Source organism: Antrihabitans spumae (assembly GCF_043944905.1).
Lineage (GTDB): Bacteria > Actinomycetota > Actinomycetes > Mycobacteriales > Mycobacteriaceae > Antrihabitans > Antrihabitans spumae.
In genome coordinates this window covers 1-20,591 of sequence record NZ_JBIMSN010000055.1, presented here as the reverse complement: position 1 = coordinate 20,591, position 20,591 = coordinate 1, and the positions used below count along the sequence as shown (strand labels likewise).

Sequence of the window (20,591 nt, the reverse complement as noted above, 5' to 3'; positions counted from 1 at the left end):
GTATGACCGCACTTCTACAGCCGGATACCACTGCTGACTCGGTTCACAGCACGCTCACGAAGCACATGCTTGTGGACGGGTTCGATCTTGTGCTCGACCTCACGAGGTCGAACAGAACACATCTGGTCGACCAACGCGACGGCACCGTCTACCTCGACATGTTCAGCTTTTTCGCGTCGTCGGCCCTCGGGATGAATCACCCGGCCTTGACCGGCGACCGTGACTTCATGCGCGAGATCGCCGAAGTTGCGGTGAACAAACCGAGCAACTCCGACATCTATACGGTGCCGATGGCTCGTTTCGTCGCTGCGTTTGCCCGAGTCCTCGGTGATCCGTCGCTGCCACACCTGTTCTTCGTCGACGGTGGCGCACTTGCTGTCGAGAATGCACTCAAGGTTGCCTTCGACTGGAAATCGCGGTTGAACGAGTCGCGCGGCCTCGACCCTGCGCTCGGAACGAAGGTCATGCATCTGACCGGTGCCTTCCACGGTCGCAGCGGATACACGATGTCGCTGACCAACACCGACCCGAACAAGGTCGCTCGCTTCCCGAAATTCGATTGGCCTCGCATCGATTCGCCCTACCTCGGCGAAGGTCGCGACGTCGCGGAAGCAGAAGCGAAGGCTCTCGCTCAGGCCGAACGTGCGTTTGCTGAAAACCCAAACGACATAGCATGTTTCATCGCCGAACCGATTCAGGGCGAGGGCGGTGACCGCCATATCCGTGCCGAGTTCTTCCACGCAATGCAGGAACTGTGCCGCGCGAACGACGCGCTGTTCGTCCTCGACGAGGTACAGACCGGCGTCGGGATGACGGGAACGGCGTGGGCCTACCAGCAACTCGGATTGCGCCCGGATGTCGTCGCATTCGGAAAGAAGACGCAGGTGTGCGGAATCATGGCAGGCGGGCGTGTGGACGAGGTGGCGGACAACGTATTTCACGTCGGCTCCCGCATCAACTCCACGTGGGGCGGCAACCTCACCGACATGGTCCGCGCGCGGCGAATACTCGAAGTGATCGAGCAGGACGGTCTGATCGACAACGCGCGCGACCTCGGCCTGCAGCTGCTGAACCTGCTCGAGCATCTGGCCGTCAAGCACCCGACAGTCACCGATCCACGCGGACGTGGGCTTATGTGTGCGGTGACTCTGCCCTCCGCGGACCTCCGCGATCGGGTCGTTGCGGCCCTGCGTGACGACGAACGCGTCCTCGTCCTCGGCACAGGCGAACGGGGTATTCGTTTCAGACCACCGTTGACGGTTACCCGGTCCGACCTCGACGCAGCAGTCGGCGCGCTCGACAGGGTGCTGACCCGGCTGGAAGGGTAGCTGCGTCGGTGGCCCCTACAGACTTGCCGACCGCTCGACCTGCCGCGCGACGCGCAGGCCGGTAGCCTTCGAGGACTACCGCGGCGGAAGGCAATATCGAATGGGAATCAAAGTCGCCCTGGAGCACCGAACAAGCTACGAGTTCGACCGGATGGTCGAGATCTACCCTCATGTCGTTCGGCTGCGCCCGGCGCCGCACTCGCGTACGCCCATCGAGGCCTTCTCGCTCGTCATCGAGCCCGCGGACCATTTCCTCAACTGGCAGCAGGACGCGTTCGGAAACTTCCTCGCGCGCATAGTCTTTCCGGAGCGTACGAAGTCGCTCTCGATCACGGTCGGTCTCGTCGCCGACATGGAATCGATCAATCCGCTCGACCTCTTCATCGAAGACTTCGCCGAGTACTTCGGCTTCGAGTATCCGAAGGCTCTTGCCGTCGACCTCGAGCCGTACCTTCGTCCTGTCGACGAGGCGGGTGACGGGTCCGGTCCGGGTGCGGGGGTCCGTGACTGGGTCAAGAACGTCGAGATCCCCGAAGGCATCCGCACCATCGATTTCCTTGTCGCGCTCAACAACGCTGTCCTCGCGGACGTCGCGTACACGGTTCGGCTCGAAGCAGGCGTTCAGACGCCGGACCACACGCTCACCACCGGGATCGGCTCGTGCCGCGACAGCGCGTGGCTGCTGGTATCGGTGCTGCGCGAGTTCGGTCTGGCAGCGCGTTTCGTGTCCGGCTACCTCATTCAGCTGACCTCCGACATCGCTGCCCTCGACGGACCGTCGGGCCCCGCGGCCGACTTCACCGATCTCCACGCGTGGACCGAGGTGTACCTGCCGGGTGCCGGGTGGGTCGGGCTCGACCCGACGTCGGGACTGTTCGCAAGCGAGGGCCACATCCCGCTCTCGGCGACTCCGCATCCGGCGTCGGCTGCACCGATTTCCGGTGCGACCGGCAGGTGCGAGGCAACCCTCGACTTCTCGAACACGGTCAAGCGCATCCACGAGGATCCTCGGGTTACGTTGCCCTACAACGAGAAGCAGTGGTCGGCGATCACGGCGCTCGGCGCCGAGGTCGACCAGCGTCTCGAGGCGGCAGACGTGCGACTCACCATGGGTGGCGAACCGACGTTCGTGTCCATCGACGACCAGGAATCCGCCGAGTGGACGACCGCCGCGGATGGCCCGCACAAGCGCGAGCGCGCAAGTGCGCTCGCCGAGCGGCTCAGGGGGATCTATGCCCCGACCGGTTTCGTGCAACGTAGCCAGGGCAAGTGGTATCCCGGAGAACCGTTGCCGCGGTGGCAGATCGGACTCTTCTGGCGTACCGACGGGGAAGTCTTGTGGACCGATCCCGCATTGCTCGCAGACCCGTGGGGTGCCGTCAAACCTCCGCCTGCGCGTAACCACGATGCCCAGGAATTGATCGAATCCGTTGCGGCGCAGTTCGGTTTGCCGTTGACCCAGGCTCGACCGGCCTACGAGGACTCGATCGGCAGGTTGCACACCAAACTGCGGATGCCGGCCGGCAGCCCGATCGATACCTCCTCGACACCCGACCTGGAACCCGAAAACGATTCCACCGCAGCACGAGCCGCTCTGCTCGACCGCCTCGACGACCCCGTCGTCGAACCGGCCGCGTTCGTCCTCCCACTCAACCGAAGCGAAGACGGCGCCTCGTGGGAGAGCGCCGACTGGCGACTGCGGCGCGGTCGAATCGTGTTGCTGGACGGCGATTCTCCCGCCGGTCTGCGCTTGCCGCTCGAATCGATCTCGTGGGATCCGCCTGACCCGCAACCGGAGTCGGATCCGACCGCCGACACGGGCCCGCTGCCGCTTGCCGCCAGGGCGGTGCCCGCAGGTTCGCCCGCAGCGGTGTCGGAACCGAAGAACTTCGTTCCGACAACAGCTTTGGTCGCCGAAGTTCGCGACGGTGTGCTGTACGTGTTCATGCCGCCGTTGGCCGAACTCGAACACTTCGCGGAACTGCTCGGCCAGATCGAACTGGCCGCCGCCGACTCCGGTGTCCCCGTCGTCATCGAGGGGTACGGTCCGCCGTCGGATCCGCGGCTGCAAACGCTCACCGTCACACCCGATCCCGGTGTGATCGAGGTGAACGTACAACCGACGGCATCGTTCGCCGAACAGTCCGAACTGCTTGCGACACTCTACGAGCAGGCCCGACTGTCGCGGTTGAGTACCGAGTCGTTCGACCACGACGGCACCCACGGCGGCACCGGCGGCGGCAATCACATCACCCTCGGTGGTGCGACGCCGAAGGATTCGCCCATGTTGCGGCGCCCGGATCTGCTCGTCTCGCTGCTGACCTACTGGCAACGGCACCCGTCGCTGTCCTATCTCTTCTCGGGCCGTTTCATCGGGCCGACCTCGCAGGCGCCCCGGGTCGACGAGGGACGGATCGAGTCGCTCTACGAGCTGGAGATCGCATTCGGCGAAATAGCCCGCTGCAGCAAGGAATTGGACGCTGCCGAAGTAGCCGCCGAGGCCGACGACAAGACCGCCGAGACTGCCAAGCCATGGCTCGTCGATCGCGCGCTGCGGCACCTACTGACAGACCTCACCGGCAACACACACCGAGCCGAGTTCTGCATCGACAAGATGTACAGCCCCGATTCCGCGCGTGGTCGCCTCGGCCTGCTCGAACTGCGCGGATTCGAGATGCCGCCGCATCACCAGATGGCGATGGTGCAGTCGCTGCTCGTCCGTTCGCTGGTCGCGCGGTTCTGGGACAAGCCGCTGCAGGCACCGCTCATCCAGCACGGCGCAAACCTGCACGGGCGCTACCTGTTGCCGCACTACGTGATCAGCGATATCGCCGAGGTCGCCGAAGACCTGCGGCACCACGGCATCGAGTTCGACACCAGCTGGCTCGAACCGTTCACGGAGTTCCGTTTCCCGCGGATCGGCACCGTCGTACACAACGGCGTCGAGATCGAGCTGCGCTCGGCGATCGAACCGTGGAACGTGCTCGGTGAGGAGTCGTCGCTCACCGGAACCGCACGCTACGTCGATTCGTCCGTCGAACGGCTCCAGGTACGGGTCGTCGGTGCCGATCGCGGTCGGCACGCCCTGACCGTCAACGGCATTCCTGTACCACTGCAGGCCACCGACAAGGCCGACGTTCAGGTCGCCGGAATTCGGTACCGCGCATGGCAGCCGCCGAGTGCCCTGCACCCGACGATCGAGGTGCAGAGCCCGCTCGTCTTCGACCTCGTCGACATCGCATCGGCACGCTCGCGTGGCGGTTGCGTCTACCACGTCGTCCACCCGGGTGGGCGCGCCTACGACGGTCCGCCGGTCAATGCGGTTGCTGCGGAATCGCGCCGCAACAGGCGATTCGAGGAAATCGGCTTCTCGGCGGGTGAGATCGACGTCGCTGCGTTGCACGAAATGCAGGCCCGAATCGCAACAGATGGCAGTGCCCCTGGCATCCTTGACCTCCGAAGGGTGAATTCGGTTCTGCGTTGACGGGAGGAAGACACCCCACAGGGGGTTTCGACACAGTTGTGGACAGCGTTCTTTTCGATGTCATCGGCACACGAATTGTCGGAGGAGAGCTGTCCGGGTACAACGAGCTACTCGACAGCAACGGTGAGGTCCGGCAGCAGTGGCGGGAACTCTCGACGAACGTTCTCGATCGTGGCGGCCGAGCGCTCGAATCGTTGCGCGACCGAATTCACAACCTCGTCGACAACGACGGCATCACCTACAACGAGATCACCGGCACCGACAACGGTAAGACGCTCACGTCACCGTCGGCCTGGATGCTCGACGGTCTACCTCTGGTGTTCTCCGCTGCCGACTGGGCGCCACTGGAAGCCGGTCTGCTGCAGCGATCACGACTGCTCGACGCAATCCTCGCCGACATCTACGGTCCGATGCAGATGGTTCGCGACGGGTTCATCCCGCCCGAACTGATCTTCGCCGATCCTCGCTATATCCGCGCCGCGCACGGTATTTCGGTACCGGCCCGCCATCAGCTCTTTATGCACGCCGCCGACATCTCGCGAGGCCGTGACGGCTCGTTCCGGGTCATCGCTGATCGCACCCAGGCGCCGTCGGGTGTCGGATACTCACTCGCCGACCGTCGCGTGATCTCGCGCGCCCTGCCGACCGTGTTCCAGGATGTGTCGCCGCGGCCGCTGTCCGGTTTCGCGCAGGCGATGCGGGTCGCGTTGATCGACGCGGCACCCGCAGCAGCAGAAGACCCTGTTGTCGTCGTGCTCAGCCCAGGCGCGCATTCGGAAACGGCGTTCGACCAGGCGCACCTTGCGACGGTGCTCGGATTTCCGCTCGTCGAGAGCGCGGACCTCGTGGTTCGGGACGGCCAGCTCTGGATGCGGTCGCTCGGTACGTTGAAACGCGTCGACGTCGTCCTTCGTCGCGTCGACGCCGCCTTCTCCGATCCGCTCGATCTGCGAACCGATTCCCGACTCGGCGTGGTCGGGCTCGTCGAGGTGATGCGCCGGGGCCGCGTGACCGTCGTCAACACACTCGGTAGCGGGATACTCGAAGCTCCCGGTCTGCCTCGTCTGCTCCCGGACCTGTGCAGGCGACTGCTCGACGAGGACCTGTTGCTCGAATCCGTTCCGCGGTATTGGGCCGGCGAACCCGCGGAGCGCTCACACCTGTTGGCGCGTATGGACGATCTGGTTTTCGAGCACGTTCGCCGCGGTACCGCCGTACTCGGTGCCGCACTGACGGCCGAGGAGAAGGACGACCTGCGTTCGCAGATCGAGGCGGCGCCGACGAATTGGGTCGGTGTCGAACTTCCCGCCTACTCGAGCGCGCCGATCGATTCCGCGCACGGCATCGCATCGGCTCCGGTGCAGTTCCGTATGTTCTCCGTTGCTCAACGTGGTGGATACGCGGCGCTCAACGGCGGTTTGGGTGCCGTCGTGCTACATGTCGGCAGGGACGGGAGCGTCGTATCCTCTGCAGCAAAGGACATCTGGATCAGGTCCGCGGAGATCGCCACTCCCGCCGAAGCCGGTTCGCCGAGCGCTCTGACCCTGCCGGAGGTCTTGCCGGACCTGGAAGGTGCTGCAGCAGAGGCGATCACGTCGCCGCGTGTCCTCGACGACCTCTACTGGATCGGCCGCTACGCCGAGCGCGCGGAGCATACGTCGCGGCTCCTCATCGCGGTTCGTGACAAGGTCGCCGATTATCGCCACCGCCCGTGGATGGACGGAAGTGATTGCCTGCCTGTGTTGTTCGCGGCGGTCACCGCATCGGCAGGGTCCGGACCGGTCGAATTCGGCGCCGACGACGCCGATGCACAGTTGCGGTCGTTGACGGTCGATGCGGCGCGCCCCGGCTCGCTCGCGCAATCGGTCGGCCGCCTGCAGCAAGCGTGTCGCGCTGTGCGAGATCAGCTTTCGAACGATACGTGGTCCGTGCTGAGCGGGCTGCAACGTGCTCTCACGCGTGCTGGCTCGGACGGGTCCAACGATTCGGTGCTGCTCAGGGACGCCCAGGGCACCATTCGTGACGGAATGTTGGCTCTGTCCGGTCTGTCGGCGGAGTCGATGGTGCACGACGCGGGTTGGTACGTCACCGACACCGGCAAGCGAATCGAACGTGGCCTGCAACTGACGAAGCTGCTTTCGGCGACGCTGACAAGCGCGCAGAACCCGAGCACCGAGCGAGCGATCATCGACTCGGTTCTTGCGACGACCGAATCGTCGGTCACCTACCGGCGCCGCAACCGCGGCCAGGTTCGGGTGGCCGCTGTCGCTTTGCTGCTGTTGTTCGACGAGGGAAACCCGCGCTCGCTGGTGTACCAACTCGAACGCATCCGTGCCAACCTGCGTGCGTTGCCCGACGCATCCGGATCCAGCCGCGCGGAACGGCTCGTCGAGGATATCGGCGCTCGGCTGCGCCGCGCCGACCCTGTCGACCTCGAGATCGCCGACGCCGACGGTGTTCGTACCGAACTTCGCGAGCTCTCCGACGGCGTCCACGAATCGCTGCGCGAACTCTCGGGTGTGCTCACCGACAAGATGGCAGTCCCGACCGGCATGCAGCCGCTGTGGGGCGACGCGATGGGCCGGTACATGCCATGAGGCGATATCGAATCACCCACCGAACGACCTACGGTTACTCGGATTCCGTGTCGTCCTCCTACGGGCGGGGCTACCTGACGCCGCGGGAACTGCCGGGCCAGCGGGTGCTGGAGACCGGTGTGACAGTCACACCCCAGCCGACGGATCAGTCCTCGGGCCACGACGTCTACGGCAACGACAACATCTTCTTTCACGTCACGACAGCGCACAAAGAGTTGGTGGTCACCGGCGAATCGACCGTCGAGGTCGACTCGCCGACACCCCCTGCGGACCTGCTGTCGGCGCCGTGGGAAGCGATCCGGCCGACCGCGAGCAGCCCCGACGGCGCCATCGCCTACGAATTTTCCCTCGACCTCCAACCTCCGGAGATCACTGCGGCGGTCAGGGAGTACGCGGACTCGATCTTCGTGGGAGGCCGATCGGTCGACGAGGTGATCACCGACCTCACCCACCGGATCTACACCGACTTCACCTACAAGTCGGGTTCGACGACGGTCTCGACCCGCGTCGACGAGGTGCTGCGCGATCGCACCGGCGTGTGTCAGGACTTCGCACGGATGGCGATCGCCTGCTTGCGTAGCCGCGGATTGGCGGCCCGTTACGTGTCGGGCTACCTGGCGACCGATCCGCCGCCAGGGAAAGAACGTATGGTCGGAGTCGATGCGACCCATGCCTGGGCTGCGGTGTGGTTGACAGGGGACACGTGGTTGGCGTTCGACCCGACCAACGATCAGCGCGCCGACGAGCGCTACATAACGGTCGCATGGGGTAGAGACTATGCAGATGTTCCTCCGCTTCGCGGGGTCATCTACACGGATTCGAAAAAGAGCACAATCGCGGTGTCGGTCGACGTGGCGCCACTGAACAGCCATTAGCACCAACCGATAGACAACGACGGAGGACAGAATCCGATGCGGGATTTCGCGTGCCCGAAATGCGGTCAGCAGCTCACTTTCGAGAACTCGCTGTGCCTGAAATGCCGCAGCCGACTTGGTTTTTCGTTGGAGCAGCGTGCGCTCGTCGTGATCGGAACACCCGACGGTGACGAGTCGTCCTCCGGCATCGTCGACAAGAGCCAGTACAAGCTGTGCGCGAACCTGCACCTCGCTCGCTGCAACTGGGTTGTCGACCGCGACGACATCGAGGGCTTGTGCCGGTCGTGCAAACTCACTCGGACCCGGCCTGCCGACTCCGATCTCGACGCGCTGCCTGCCTTCGCAGACGCCGAGGCCGCCAAGCGCAGACTTGTCTTCGAGCTCACCGAGATCGGCCTGCCGATCACCGACCGTGACGACGACCCGGATCGTGGACTCGCTTTCGACCTACTCTCCAGCGCGCATGAGCGGGTGATGACGGGACACTTCAACGGTGTCGTCACGCTCGACCTGGCCGAGAGCGACGACGTCCATCGCGAGCAGTTGAGAATCGAGATGGCGGAACCGTATCGAACGTTGCTCGGCCACTTCCGCCACGAGGTCGGGCACTACTATTTCGGGGTGCTCGTCACGAGTCCCGACGACCGCGCCGAGTTCGAGACGCTGTTCGGCGACCCCGACGCCGACTATCAGGCCGCGCTGGATCGGCACTATCAGCAGGGCACACCGAGCGGCTGGGAGCGTACGCACGTGTCCTCCTACGCCACGATGCACGCGGCAGAGGACTGGGCCGAAACGTTCGCCCACTATCTGCACATCCGGGACACCCTCGACACCGCAGCGGCGTTCGGGTTCGCGCGGGCAGGGGTCGCGTTGGACCATCAGCTGCTCGGAGCGTCGGGCTTCGATCGCATCATCGAGGAGTGGCTGCCGCTGTCGTGGGCGCTGAACCAGCTGAACCGGTCGATGGGTCACCCCGACCTCTACCCGTTCGTGTTGCCGAGAACAGTGCTCGACAAGATGCGGTTCGTCTACCGGCTCGTCACGTAGCGACCAGCGTCACGGAAAGGCCCAAGCCGCCCTCCGCGAAGCGCTTGACGGCATCGAGTCCTGTTGTCAGCGCGTCGTCGTGGCCCGCCCGTGCCCAGCCGGTGAGGTCGGCGTCGGTGCCCTCGCCGGGGGTCAGCCCGATTTCGGCGAGCAGTTCGCCGGTGTTCGGTTGGCACACTGCCCACGAGAAATGGGTTTCCTCGGCCCACTGCGTCGTCCTGGTTCGGACATAGTCGGGGTCGTCGATGCCGCCGTCGGCCAGCGCGGGTCGGTCGTCGACACGTTCGTCGGCCCGTAGCGCCCGCAGATACCACGCGCCCGCGTTGACCTCGATCGGTTCCATCAGTTCTCGACCACCTAGTTCTTGACCACCTAGTTCTTGACCACGCGGCGACCACCCTCGATGAGAGCAGGGACCGCGGGGACGAGCAAGAACCAGTACCAGCTGTCGAACACGAAGAACAGCACGACCGCGAGGATCGGCGTCACGGCGATGATGGCACCGAGCCAATCCCAACGGCTCTGTGTCGCGGGCGATCCCGCGGTCGCGGGCACCGCGGACGGCAGGTCGGCAAAGACGCCTTCGAGCTCGCCCTTCGTACGTGCCGCGGTGACGACAGCGCTGCGCTCGTCGAATTCGGCAACGCTGAGCCGGCCTGCGCTGAAATGCTCGCTCAGCCGAGTCAAAGCGTCTTCACGCTCGGCGGTACCGACCCTGATCTCCGGTTCGTCGCCCATGATCGAGGAGGTTACTTCAATTCTGCGAGGACGGTGCCCTGGGTGATCGCAGCACCTGGTTCGACCGAGAGACCCGTGACGACACCCGCCTTGTGAGCGTTGACCGGGTTCTCCATCTTCATCGCTTCGAGGACGACGATCAGGTCGCCGGCAGCGACCTCCTGGCCCTCGGTCACGGCGACCTTCACGACGGTGCCCTGCATCGGTGCGGTGACAGCGTCTCCGGATGCCGCTCCGCCTGCGCCGCCACCACGCTTGCGTGGCTTCGGCTTCTTGCGGATCACACCGCTTGCGGCACCGCCACCGCCGCCACCGATCGAGAACTGGCCGGGCAGCGAGACCTCGACGCGGCGACCGCCGACCTCGACGACAACCTTCTGCCGCGGCAGCGCCTCGTCACCGTCCTCGTCGAGCGGTGCACCGGCGGTGAACGGCTCGATCGTGTTCTCCCAGTCGGTTTCGATCCACTTGGTGTAGACGTCGAACTTCTCGCCGTCTCCGATGAACGCGGGATTGGAGACGATGTGGCGGTGGAACGGGATGACCGTTGCAAGGCCCTCGACGTTGAACTCGGCGAGCGCGCGACGCGACCGTTCCAGCGCTTCTTGACGGGTAGCGCCGGTGACGATCAGCTTGGCAAGCATCGAGTCGAACTGGCCGCCGATGACGCTGCCGGACTCGACACCCGAATCGACGCGGATGCCGGGACCCTGCGGGGGCTCGAACTTGGTGACCGGACCCGGTGCAGGTAGGAAGCCGCGGCCGGCGTCCTCACCGTTGATGCGGAACTCGAACGAGTGCCCGCGCGGTGTCGGATCTTCGGTGATGTCGAGCTTCTCGCCGTTGGCGATACGGAACTGCTGACGAACGAGGTCGATGCCGGACGTTTCTTCGGTGACCGGATGCTCGACCTGCAGCCGGGTGTTCACCTCGAGGAACGAGACGGTGTCGCCCTGGACGAGATACTCGACTGTGCCCGCGCCGTAGTAGCCGGCTTCCTTGCAGATCGCCTTCGCGGAGGCGTGGATACGCGCGCGCTGGTCGTCGGTGAGGAACGGGGCGGGAGCTTCTTCGACCAATTTCTGGAAGCGGCGCTGCAGCGAGCAGTCGCGGGTGCCCGCGACGATGACGTTGCCGTGCTGGTCTGCGATGACCTGAGCTTCGACGTGGCGGGCCTTGTCGAGGTACTGCTCGACGAAGCACTCGCCGCGGCCGAACGCTGCGACGGCCTCGCGGGTTGCCGAATCGAAAAGCTCGGGAATCTCTTCGATGGTCTGGGCGACCTTCATACCGCGCCCACCGCCACCGAACGCAGCCTTGATCGCGACCGGGACCCCGTATTCCTTGGCGAATGCGACGATCTCGTCCGCATTCTTGACCGGGTCCTTGGTGCCTGCGGCCATCGGCGCCTTGGCGCGCTCGGCGATGTGGCGAGCAGTGACTTTGTCGCCGAGGTCGCGGATCGACTGCGGCGACGGCCCGATCCAGATCAGCCCAGCGTCGATGACGGCCTGCGCGAAGTCTGCGTTCTCCGAGAGGAATCCGTAGCCGGGGTGGATGGCGTCCGCGCCGGACTTCTTGGCAGCATCCAGGATCTTGTCGAACACGAGGTAGGACTCGGCGGACGTCTGCCCACCGAGTGCGAAGGCCTCGTCTGCAAGCCGCACGAAAGGTGCATCGGCGTCGGGCTCGGCGTAGACGGCAACGCTGGTGAGGCCGGCATCTTTTGCTGCTCGGATCACGCGAACCGCGATTTCGCCGCGGTTTGCTACGAGCACCTTGGTGATGTGCGCGCTGGCATGACTTGGCACTGAGCCTCCTGGGTCGCCTGAACTTCTGCGTTCGTTCCTGGTGTATCGCGGGACTTTGCGCGGCGTACTGCCCGCGCACCACATCGGAGTGTAGGCCACGCTCGAGCAGCCCTCGAGCACGCTCCGACCTACTGCTGAGTAGTTTTTTTATAGTGTCCGAATTGCCGCAGGTGGACCCTGCAACGGCCTTTGGTCGAACCCCTACCTCAGATGCCGCTTCACCCTGGCGAGCATCGCGGACATCCCTCGAAGGCGCAGCGGACTCACGACGTCGCCGAGGCCTAGCGCGAGATAGAAGTCGTCCGGCGTTTCGAGGATGGCCGTTGCGGACCGCCCGTCCAAGCCCTGATGCAGGATCGACGCGAACCCTCGGGTCGTCGGCGCTTCGGGCGGCGCGCTGAAGAACAGGCGAACACGATCGGTGTTGCTCGCATCGACGGAGAGGAACAGCGGCGATTGGCATTCGGGAACCGGTTCCATCGCGGCCGCGTCCAGTTCCGGTGGCAGATCGGGTAATTCGCGACTGAACTCGAGTAGCAGCTGCAGTTTGTCCTGACCGTCGACGGCTCCGAAGTCGTCGACGATCTCAGCCAACGCCGCAGGCAGAGCGCTCACGCTGCGCCAGGTGCGGTACCCGGCTCCTCGCCCTTTGCGATGGGAACCCGGACCGCGTTGCCCCATTCGGTCCACGAACCGTCGTAGTTGCGGACGGTGGTGAAGCCGAGCAGGTAGGTGAGAACGAACCAGGTGTGGCTCGAACGCTCCCCGATGCGGCAGTAGGTGACGACATCGTCGTCCGGCTTGAAGTCGCCGTAGATCTCCTGCAATTCGGGACGGGAGCGGAACCGGCCGTCCGATGCCGCGGCTTTCGCCCACGGGATGCTGATCGCCGTCGGAATATGGCCGCCGCGCAACGCGCCTTCCTCGGGGTAGTCGGGCATGTGGGTGCGCTCGCCCGTGTACTCCAGCGGCGAGCGGACATCGATGAGCGGTCCCTTGCCGAGGTGGCCGAGTACGTCGTCCTTGAATGCTCTGATCGGCGGATCGAGGCGGTCGACGACGGGGTAGTCGGTCGGGGGATAGGACGGCACGTCGAAGCTCGTCTCGCGCTCCTCGGCGAACCACGCGTCCCGGCCGCCGTCGAGAAGCCGCACGTCTTCGTGGCCGAAGAGCGTGAAGACCCACAGTGCGTAGGCAGCCCACCAGTTGCTCTTGTCGCCGTAGATCACGACGGTGTCTTCACGCCGAATTCCCTTGCGGCTCATCAGATCTGCGAACTGCTTGCCATCTATGTAGTCGCGTGTCACGGGGTCGTTCAGGTCGAGATGCCAGTCGATCTTCATCGCGCCGGGGATGTGTCCGATGTCGTAGAGCAAGACGTCTTCGTCCGATTCGACGATCTTGACGTCAGGATTGCCGCTCTGAGCCGACAGCCATTGCGTCGATACGAGCCGCTCGGGGTGGGCGTAGTTCTCGAACGCGCGGTTGGGGTCTTTCGGGACAGCCACTGGTCTCCTTGGTTAGAGCATCTGGGGCGAACGGGGAAATGTGACGAGGGTCGTGCCGAGCGTGCGACTGAAACCGCTGCAATACGGGTACAGCACTACTCACGCGAACTTCGATCGTAACCGCAAGGCTGAGTCGTAACGTGTTGCCAACCTGTTACCAGGTGGGCATGAATTTAGCGAACGGTGATCCGATAAAGTCACCTGCGAAAGGGGGCCCACCGTGTCGGACTCATGGCCGCGGCGACGTCTGCTCGCAATACTACGACGGGCAAGCGAGCCGATGGATGCTCGGGAGCTGGCGGTCGAGACTGGTCAGCACGTCACGACCGTGCGATTCCATCTCGATGTCCTCACCCGTGAATCGCTGGTGTGCCAGGTGCAGCAGCCACCGCGCGGGCGGGGGCGACCGCGGATCGGCTACACCGCCGTTCAGCGAACGGTCGGCTACCAGGAGTTAGCTCAGGTGCTTGCCGATCAGCTCGGCGCCGACCCCAAGCGTCGGCTCGATGCGTCCGTGACCGCAGGCAGAGCGTGGGCGGCGAAGATGGACGACGGCGATCGAACGGTGGAGACACTCGACGACGCGAGGGAAGTTGCGACGTCGCTTCTCGCCGAGTTGGGATTTGCGCCCGACCGCGCGGCGGACGTCACGTCGTCGCAGGACACTGCGACGATCCGGCTCACCGCCTGTCCGCTGCGCGAACTTGCGCGTACCCATTCCGAAGTTGTGTGTGGGGTCCACCTCGGGCTGATGCGCGAGGTGCTCGATCGCGCCGGCCAGCCGGGCGCGTTCACGGCCAGTCTGCACCCGTTCGTCGAGCCGGATCTGTGCCTTGCACGGTTGGCGCCGTCGATTGCGCTTTCGCGCGCCTGATCAGCTTTCGCGCGCCAGTTCAGCTTCCTGACCTGTCCCAGAGATCGCTGATGCTCACGCCGACCTCGGAGAGCAAGCGGCGCAACAACGGTAGGCCGATACCGATCACACTCGACGGATCGCCGTCGATCTTCTCGACGAACCAGCCGCCGAGCCCGTCGAGAGTGAATGCTCCCGCAACCTGCAGCGGTTCACCCGACGCGAGGTAGGCGTCCAGGTCGGTGTCGGAGGGTGAGGCGAAGTGGACGGTCGTCGTCGTGCACCCCGACGCTGCGGCAACGACCTTGCCGTCGCGCAGTCGCAGGACACTGTGACCGGTGAGTAGGTCGCCGCTTCGCCCGGCCATCGTTGCCCAGCGTTGCCGCGCCACCTCGACGCTGAGAGGTTTGCCCTGCAGTTCGCCTGCGATGTGCAACATCGAATCGCAACCGACGACGACGCTGTCGAAGGCGTCGGCACCGTCGAGCCAGCAGACACCGTCGAGGCCGGCGCTCAGTTCGCCGGCGACGGTCCTGGCTTTCGCCTGTGCGAGGGCGACCACGACGCCGTCCGGCGTTGTGCCCCCGGGCAACGCTGCGGCGACCGCATCTTCGTCCACATCGGACACGCGGACGACAGGCTCGAGGCCTGCGGCGCGCAACACCTTCAGCCGTGCCGGCGAGGCCGAGGCAAGGATAAACGTGGTCAAGCGCTGCCGCTCAGTCGCGCAGGTGTGACAGCTGCGGATACGCGTACGGCGAGAACGGCGACACGCCACGATGCAGCGAGGTCGGGTGACCCCACAGCTCGACCGGTCGCGTCGACTCCGGCGCTGCGGAGGTGCTCGCCGCTGCCGCGCTGAGCACGGCGACGAGAGCCGCGATTTCGGCATCGCTCGGATTGCCCTTGAGCACCTTGATCAGTTGCTCGTTCGTGGGCGTGTCGACCGTCGGTTCGACAGTCGACTCCGAACCGTTCGCCAACTCGTCGATGTCGCCACTCCCCAAGTTTGTGGATCTCGTTTCCAGATCCCGAAGCACCTCGTTCTCGGTTACGAGAGTCACAGTATCGAATCCTGTTCGTTCACAATCCACATAGCGGTGAAAGGGGTAGCGGTCATAGCGGAATGTTGCCGTGCTTCTTGGCGGGCAAGCTCACCATCTTGCGCTCCAGCAACCGCAGCGCCGACACGATCTGCCCACGCGTGTGCGACGGCGGAATCACGGCGTCGACGTAGCCGCGCTCGGCGGCAACATACGGGTTGACGAGGGTGTCCTCGTACTCGTTCTGCAATTCCAAGCGCAATGCATCGACGTCTTCACCGTTCTTCGCGGCTTCGAGCAGTCGCTTGCGGTAGACGAATCCGACGGCGCCCGATGCGCCCATCACGGCGATCTGCGCGGTCGGCCACGCCAGGTTGACGTCGGCGCCCATGTGCTTGGAGCCCATCACGTCGTACGCGCCGCCGTACGCCTTGCGGGTGATGATGGTGATCTTGCCGACCGTCGCCTCGCCGTAGGCGTACAGCAACTTCGCGCCGCGGCGGATGATGCCGTTGTACTCCTGGCCGGTGCCGGGCAGGAAGCCCGGAACGTCGACGAGCGTGATGATCGGGACGTTGAATGCGTCGCAGGTCCGTACGAAACGTGCGGCCTTCTCCGATGCGTCGATGTCGAGGCAGCCTGCGAACTGGGTCGGCTGGTTGGCAACAATTCCAACACTTCTGCCGTCCACTCGTCCGAAGCCGACGATGATGTTCATCGCACGCTCGGCCTGGACCTCGAGGAACTCGTCGTCGTCGAGGATGCGACGAATGACCTCGTGCATGTCGTACGGCTGGTTCGGGGAATCGGGAATCAGCGTGTCGAGTTCGATGTCCTCGGCGGTGAGGGAGTCGTCGATTGCTCCGACGATCGGGTCGGTCGCCGGGAAGCGCGGAGCCTCGCCACGGTTGTTGCTCGGCAGGTAGCTGAGCAGATCCTTCACGTAGTCGAGCGCGTCCTGCTCACCGGAGGCAACGTAGTGCGCGACACCGGATTTGACCATGTGGGTGTGTGCGCCACCGAGGTCTTCCATCGTGACCTCTTCGCCGGTGACCGACTTGATGACGTCGGGGCCTGTGACGAACATCTGGCTGGTCTGATCGACCATCACCACGAAGTCGGTGAGTGCGGGGGAGTACACGTGGCCGCCGGCTGCCGCGCCCATGATGAGCGAGATCTGCGGGATGACACCGGATGCCTGCACGTTGCGATGGAAGATCTCGCCGTAGAGACCGAGCGAGACGACGCCTTCCTGAATACGTGCGCCCGCACCCTCGTTGATCCCGATCAGCGGCCGACCCGTCTTGATCGCAAGGTCCATGACCTTGACGATCTTCTCGCCGTAGACCTCGCCGAGGCTGCCGCCGAACACGGTGACGTCCTGACTGAAGATGCAGACGTCGCGACCGTCGATGGTGCCGAACCCGGTCACGACGCCGTCGCCGAGCGGCCGGTTGTCCGCCTGTCCGAAGTTGACACTGCGATGGCGAGCGAGCGCGTCCATCTCGACGAAGGAACCGTCGTCGAGCAGTGCGGTGATCCGCTCACGGGCCGTCAGCTTGCCCTTCGCGTGCACACGGTCGACCGCGGCCTCGCCGCTGGGGATCTTCGCCTCTTCCAAGCGATTGCGCAGGTCGGTGAGCTTTCCCGCCGTCGTGTGGATATCGGGCGCGGGTGCCGCGTCGGCCTCGGGCTGCTGCTGGACACTGGTCATGGGCAGTCAGCTTAACGAGGGTTCTGACCGCGAAAAAATCGAGCCTGTGCTACCGACGAGTAGATAGCGCGTGAGGTCGTAGGGTCGTTTGTATGTACTCGAACCTGGACCGTCCGCCGCTCAACGTCACCGAACTGCGCCGCGGACTCGATCCGTTCTTCTCACAGCTGGATGTGGTCGCCGAAACCGGCTCGACCAACGCCGATCTGCTCGCCCGCGCCGCCGACGCCGAGGCGGACCGCAGTGTTCTCGTCGCGGAGTTTCAGACGAGTGGTCGAGGCCGCCATCAGCGCACCTGGGTGAGTCCGGCGCAGGCGCAGGTCGCGTTGTCGGTTCTCGTCCGGCTACCCGGCATTGCACCCGCGGATCTCGGTTGGCTGCCCCTGCTGACCGGCGTAGCGGTCGCGGACGCAGTTAGTTCGGTCGCGAAGGTGCCTGCCGAATTGAAGTGGCCGAACGACGTTCTCGTCGAGGGTCGCAAGTTGTGCGGAATCCTCGCCGAGGTCGGTACGACAGGCAAGAACCCGACCGTCGTCGTCGGCATCGGTCTCAACGTGTCGCTCACCGAGGACGAACTACCTGTCCCCGAGGCGACGTCGCTGGTTCTCGCGGGTGCCGAGGTCAGCGATCGGACCACCCTCGTCCGTGCGTTGCTGCGAGAGTTTGCAAGCAGATTCACCGCGTGGGAGTCGGCAGGGTGGGCGACGGGCGAGTTGGCGGATGCCTACCGCGAGCGTTGCGCGACGATCGGTGCGCAGGTGCGTGCCGAACTTCCCGGCGGCGACCGGATCGAAGGCACCGCAACGGATGTCGACGCCAACGGCCGGCTGATCATCGACGGGCGTGCGGTGTCTGCGGGAGATGTGACGCATCTGCGTCCCCTCGAGTAGTGTCCCGGCCATGGGATATCCCGATGATGCGCTTGCGGGGGACGAGCAACTCCTGCTCCACCGCCATCCGCACTGGAAGATGCTGTTCCTTCCCGCGCTGACCTTCATCGTCGCGACTGCTCTTGCCGGGTTTCTGCTCGGCCTCGTCCAGAACGAACTGACCGGCACCGCGCAGACGGCGGCCTTGATCGCGATCGCGGTGGTGTGGGTCGGTATCCTCTGCTGGCGTACCCTCCCGCCGCTGTTGCGTTGGCGGACAACGCATTTCATCGTCACCGACCGACGTGTGCTGATTCGACACGGCATCCTCACCCACACCGGTATCGACATCCCGATGGGCCGAATCTCCAACGTGCAGTTCCGTCACGGACTCTTCGACCGCATGCTCGGCACCGGGACACTGATCATCGGATCGGCATCGGAGGATCCACTCGAATTCGACGACATCCCCAAGGTCGAGAGCGTGCACTCGCTGCTGTACCACCAGGTTTTCGACGCTTCCAACATCTATCGAGGATCGGACCGGGCGTCCGACCGCGACCGCTCGCGCGACTTCGACGACGATCCGGGCTCAGAATTCGGCGGCGATCGCGACGATCGGCGCCGCCGGTAGCGATGCGCCGTACCCTGGTCGGGTGACTGCAGTTCTATTGGCCGAAGACGACGAGGCTATCGCCGCGCCGCTGTCCCGCGCGCTCGGTCGTGAGGGGTACACGGTCACCGTTGCCGCAACCGGTCCCGAGATACTCGAGCTTGCTCTCGAAGGCTCTCACGATCTCCTGATCCTCGATCTCGGCCTACCGGGTATGGACGGTCTCGAGGTGTGCCGTCAGGTTCGGATCCGCGGCTCCGACCTCGCCGTGCTCATGCTCACCGCACGAACCGACGAAGTCGACTTCGTCGTCGGTCTCGATGCCGGTGCCGACGACTACGTCGGCAAGCCGTTCCGCCTCGCCGAGCTGATGGCCCGCGTTCGCGCACTGCTGCGACGCAGTGGCGGGATCGAAGACGCGGTCGTCGAGGTCCGTGGCATCCGACTCGAACCCGCCGCGCGCCGAGTGTTGTGCAACGGTGCCGAGATCGCGCTTGCCAACAAAGAGTACGAGCTACTCAAGGTCTTGCTCGACCGCGCGGGTCAGGTGGTCTCACGCGACACCATCCTCCGCGAAGTCTGGGGTGACGTCGATCTGCGTGGTTCGAAAACGCTCGACATGCACATGTCCTGGTTGCGCCGAAAGATCGGCGACGAGGGTCCGGTTGCCGAACGCAGAATTGCGACGGTCCGCGGGGTCGGGTTCCGGCTGAACACGGACTGACGTGCGGCGCCGAATACTGCTGTCGATCCTCGCTGTGGTGACCTTCACCACGCTCGTACTCGGCATTCCGCTGATGTACACGGCCTGGCTCTGGGTCGAAGACATCACCCGCAACGACCTGCAGTCGCGTCTGGACCGGATCGCGGCCGAGATCATCGCCCAGGAGGGCGAGGCAGGCATGGTCAGCGGGCCGCTCGACACCAGTTCGGTGCGGTTGCTCGTTCCCGACGGCGGGCTACTGGTCATCGTGTATCCGACCCCGCAGGACAGCGCATCCCGCGCCGACATCGGCGCCCGAACCGTCGAACACGCGCTGGTCGAATCGTTGTCGATGGGCACGTCCGGCTCGTTGCGGCTCGAGGTGCCCTCCGACGAGATGCGGGAACGGCAGAAGCAGGCGGTCGGGGCGGTCGGACTCGTCGTCATCGCGTCGATGGCGGCGGGCACGGCGGTCGCCGTGATCACCGCGAGGCGTCTAGCCGATCCGCTTCGCGACGTCGCCGCGCGGGCCGCTCGGCTGGCAGAAGGCGACTTCCGGCCCGACCCACGCCGCCACGGTATTCCGGAACTCGACAGGGTGTCCGACGTGCTGGACTCGGCGACTGTGGAAATTGCTATCCGGCTGCAGCGCGAACGCGCGCTCGTTGCCGACGTGTCGCATCAGTTGCGCAGCAGGCTGACAGCGGTCCGGCTGCGGCTCGACGAACTCTCCGTGCACGCCGATCCCGCCGTCGTCGACGAGGCGGAGGAGGCGATGGCGCAGGTGGACCGCCTGACCATTGCGATAGACGACCTGGTCAGGGCGTCGCGAGTCGAGGGAGCCGTGAGCGGCGTCGCGTTGTCGGTCGTTGACGAACTGTCGACGGTCATCGCCGAATGGCAGCGACCGTTCGAAGATGCCGGACGCTCCCTGCGGCTCGGCGGTGACGCGGCGTTGCGTGCACCGGTGACGGGTTCGAGGCTGCGCGAGGCGGTCACCGTGCTCGTCGACAACGCACTGGTGCACGGGGGCGGGGTGTGCACGGTCTCGGTCCGGATGGTGCGAGGCGTCGGGGACAGGGAACCGAGCGTGTGCGTCGAAGTCGCCGACGAAGGACGCGGTGTGAGCAACGACCTTGCGCCGCACATCTTCGACCGTGGATTCTCGGGCGCTGGATCGACCGGAGTAGGCCTCGCGCTGGCGCGCGCACTCGTCGAGGCGGATGGCGGCAGATTGGAACTGCAGCGTCGTAGCCCTGCCTTGTTCGCGTTGTTCCTCGCCGCCGTCGAGAACGTCGTGGAGCCGCAGCGAGAGCCCGTCGGCGAACCGCGTTAGACCCGACTCGCTAGCCTCGCGCTTTCACGCTAATTCGGCAGAGGACTGTGTCGCAGACAAAGAATGGTG

General features: G+C 65.1%; 18 protein-coding genes. 10 read left to right on the top strand and 8 right to left on the bottom strand.

All coding sequences use genetic code 11. The features are described from left to right. Window positions 1–2 precede the first annotated feature (2 nt). The 5 genes from lat to ACHIRB_RS12735 all read left to right on the top strand — a co-directional run bounded on the left by lat (window position 3) and on the right by ACHIRB_RS12735 (window position 9,334). The gene (lat, locus tag ACHIRB_RS12755) at window positions 3–1,328 is read left to right on the top strand and encodes an L-lysine 6-transaminase (RefSeq protein WP_395125927.1); all 1,326 of its coding nucleotides are present in this window, start codon (window positions 3–5) and stop codon (window positions 1,326–1,328) included. Window positions 1,329–1,428: 100 nt separating this feature from the next. Then, window positions 1,429–4,812, top strand: coding sequence for a transglutaminase family protein (locus ACHIRB_RS12750; RefSeq protein ID WP_395125928.1), 3,384 nt, complete (start codon window positions 1,429–1,431; stop codon window positions 4,810–4,812). A 38-nt stretch (window positions 4,813–4,850) separates the two neighbouring features. Further along, complete coding sequence (locus ACHIRB_RS12745; protein ID WP_395125929.1) at window positions 4,851–7,409, top strand: circularly permuted type 2 ATP-grasp protein; 2,559 nt, start codon at window positions 4,851–4,853, stop codon at window positions 7,407–7,409. Continuing rightward, a complete protein-coding gene (locus tag ACHIRB_RS12740; RefSeq protein ID WP_395125930.1) occupies window positions 7,406–8,284 on the top strand; it encodes a transglutaminase family protein in 879 nt (292 codons plus the stop codon). Before ACHIRB_RS12745 ends, ACHIRB_RS12740 begins: the two co-directional genes overlap by 4 nt. 36 nt (window positions 8,285–8,320) lie before the next feature. Next, window positions 8,321–9,334: a zinc-binding metallopeptidase family protein gene (locus ACHIRB_RS12735; protein WP_395125931.1), complete on the top strand. Its 1,014-nt coding sequence runs from the start codon at window positions 8,321–8,323 to the stop codon at window positions 9,332–9,334. Here ACHIRB_RS12735 and ACHIRB_RS12730 read toward each other — a convergent pair. From ACHIRB_RS12730 to ACHIRB_RS12710, 5 genes are all read right to left on the bottom strand, one after another. Then, the gene (locus ACHIRB_RS12730; RefSeq protein ID WP_395125932.1) at window positions 9,327–9,677 is read right to left on the bottom strand and encodes a hypothetical protein; all 351 of its coding nucleotides are present in this window, start codon (window positions 9,675–9,677) and stop codon (window positions 9,327–9,329) included. The two genes, ACHIRB_RS12735 and ACHIRB_RS12730, sit on opposite strands and share 8 nt — an antisense overlap. A 29-nt stretch (window positions 9,678–9,706) precedes the next feature. Continuing rightward, window positions 9,707–10,072, bottom strand: a complete 366-nt coding sequence (locus ACHIRB_RS12725; protein WP_395125933.1) for a DUF1707 SHOCT-like domain-containing protein — start codon at window positions 10,070–10,072, stop codon at window positions 9,707–9,709. An 11-nt stretch (window positions 10,073–10,083) separates the two neighbouring features. Next, the gene (locus ACHIRB_RS12720; protein WP_395125934.1) at window positions 10,084–11,883 is read right to left on the bottom strand and encodes an acetyl/propionyl/methylcrotonyl-CoA carboxylase subunit alpha; all 1,800 of its coding nucleotides are present in this window, start codon (window positions 11,881–11,883) and stop codon (window positions 10,084–10,086) included. Between the two features lie 201 nt (window positions 11,884–12,084). Further along, window positions 12,085–12,498: a SufE family protein gene (locus ACHIRB_RS12715; protein ID WP_395125935.1), complete on the bottom strand. Its 414-nt coding sequence runs from the start codon at window positions 12,496–12,498 to the stop codon at window positions 12,085–12,087. Continuing rightward, a complete protein-coding gene (locus ACHIRB_RS12710; RefSeq protein WP_395125936.1) occupies window positions 12,495–13,391 on the bottom strand; it encodes a sulfurtransferase in 897 nt (298 codons plus the stop codon). The genes ACHIRB_RS12715 and ACHIRB_RS12710 overlap by 4 nt, the downstream gene beginning before the upstream one ends. A gap of 220 nt (window positions 13,392–13,611) precedes the next feature. Here ACHIRB_RS12710 and ACHIRB_RS12705 point away from each other — a divergent pair, with 220 nt between their 5' ends. After that, complete coding sequence (locus ACHIRB_RS12705) at window positions 13,612–14,265, top strand: helix-turn-helix transcriptional regulator (protein WP_307829522.1); 654 nt, start codon at window positions 13,612–13,614, stop codon at window positions 14,263–14,265. A gap of 19 nt (window positions 14,266–14,284) precedes the next feature. Here the strand turns inward: ACHIRB_RS12705 and ACHIRB_RS12700 are convergent, their stop codons facing one another. The 3 genes from ACHIRB_RS12700 to ACHIRB_RS12690 are packed head-to-tail and all read right to left on the bottom strand — an operon-like array spanning window position 14,285 to window position 17,001. After that, the gene (locus ACHIRB_RS12700; RefSeq protein ID WP_395125937.1) at window positions 14,285–14,953 is read right to left on the bottom strand and encodes a Maf family protein; all 669 of its coding nucleotides are present in this window, start codon (window positions 14,951–14,953) and stop codon (window positions 14,285–14,287) included. Window positions 14,954–14,963: 10 nt separating this feature from the next. Continuing rightward, entirely contained in the window at window positions 14,964–15,308 is a 345-nt protein-coding gene (locus ACHIRB_RS12695) for an acyl-CoA carboxylase subunit epsilon (protein WP_395125938.1), read from the bottom strand. A 52-nt stretch (window positions 15,309–15,360) separates the two neighbouring features. Continuing rightward, complete coding sequence (locus tag ACHIRB_RS12690) at window positions 15,361–17,001, bottom strand: acyl-CoA carboxylase subunit beta (RefSeq protein ID WP_395125939.1); 1,641 nt, start codon at window positions 16,999–17,001, stop codon at window positions 15,361–15,363. Window positions 17,002–17,093: 92 nt separating this feature from the next. On the opposite strand from ACHIRB_RS12690, the gene ACHIRB_RS12685 reads away from it, so the two are divergent. Genes ACHIRB_RS12685 through ACHIRB_RS12670 form a run of 4 tightly spaced genes read left to right on the top strand, consistent with a single transcriptional unit; the run spans window position 17,094 to window position 20,522 of the window. Further along, window positions 17,094–17,891, top strand: coding sequence for a biotin--[acetyl-CoA-carboxylase] ligase (locus ACHIRB_RS12685; RefSeq protein WP_395125940.1), 798 nt, complete (start codon window positions 17,094–17,096; stop codon window positions 17,889–17,891). Between the two features lie 10 nt (window positions 17,892–17,901). After that, complete coding sequence (locus ACHIRB_RS12680; protein ID WP_395125941.1) at window positions 17,902–18,504, top strand: PH domain-containing protein; 603 nt, start codon at window positions 17,902–17,904, stop codon at window positions 18,502–18,504. A 22-nt stretch (window positions 18,505–18,526) separates the two neighbouring features. Beyond that, complete coding sequence (locus ACHIRB_RS12675) at window positions 18,527–19,207, top strand: response regulator transcription factor (protein ID WP_395116996.1); 681 nt, start codon at window positions 18,527–18,529, stop codon at window positions 19,205–19,207. A 1-nt stretch (window position 19,208) separates the two neighbouring features. After that, entirely contained in the window at window positions 19,209–20,522 is a 1,314-nt protein-coding gene (locus ACHIRB_RS12670; RefSeq protein WP_395125942.1) for a sensor histidine kinase, read from the top strand. The last annotated feature ends 69 nt before the right edge of the window (window positions 20,523–20,591 follow it).

Coding starts and splice junctions, on each gene's coding strand:
- ACHIRB_RS12690 (WP_395125939.1), bottom strand. CDS start 17,001: ATGACCAGTGTCCAGCAGCAGCCCGAGGCCGACGCGGCACCCGCGCCC.
- ACHIRB_RS12750 (WP_395125928.1), top strand. CDS start 1,429: ATGGGAATCAAAGTCGCCCTGGAGCACCGAACAAGCTACGAGTTCGAC.
- ACHIRB_RS12730 (WP_395125932.1), bottom strand. CDS start 9,677: ATGGAACCGATCGAGGTCAACGCGGGCGCGTGGTATCTGCGGGCGCTA.
- ACHIRB_RS12685 (WP_395125940.1), top strand. CDS start 17,094: ATGTACTCGAACCTGGACCGTCCGCCGCTCAACGTCACCGAACTGCGC.
- ACHIRB_RS12740 (WP_395125930.1), top strand. CDS start 7,406: ATGAGGCGATATCGAATCACCCACCGAACGACCTACGGTTACTCGGAT.
- lat (WP_395125927.1), top strand. CDS start 3: ATGACCGCACTTCTACAGCCGGATACCACTGCTGACTCGGTTCACAGC.
- ACHIRB_RS12735 (WP_395125931.1), top strand. CDS start 8,321: ATGCGGGATTTCGCGTGCCCGAAATGCGGTCAGCAGCTCACTTTCGAG.
- ACHIRB_RS12680 (WP_395125941.1), top strand. CDS start 17,902: ATGGGATATCCCGATGATGCGCTTGCGGGGGACGAGCAACTCCTGCTC.
- ACHIRB_RS12725 (WP_395125933.1), bottom strand. CDS start 10,072: ATGGGCGACGAACCGGAGATCAGGGTCGGTACCGCCGAGCGTGAAGAC.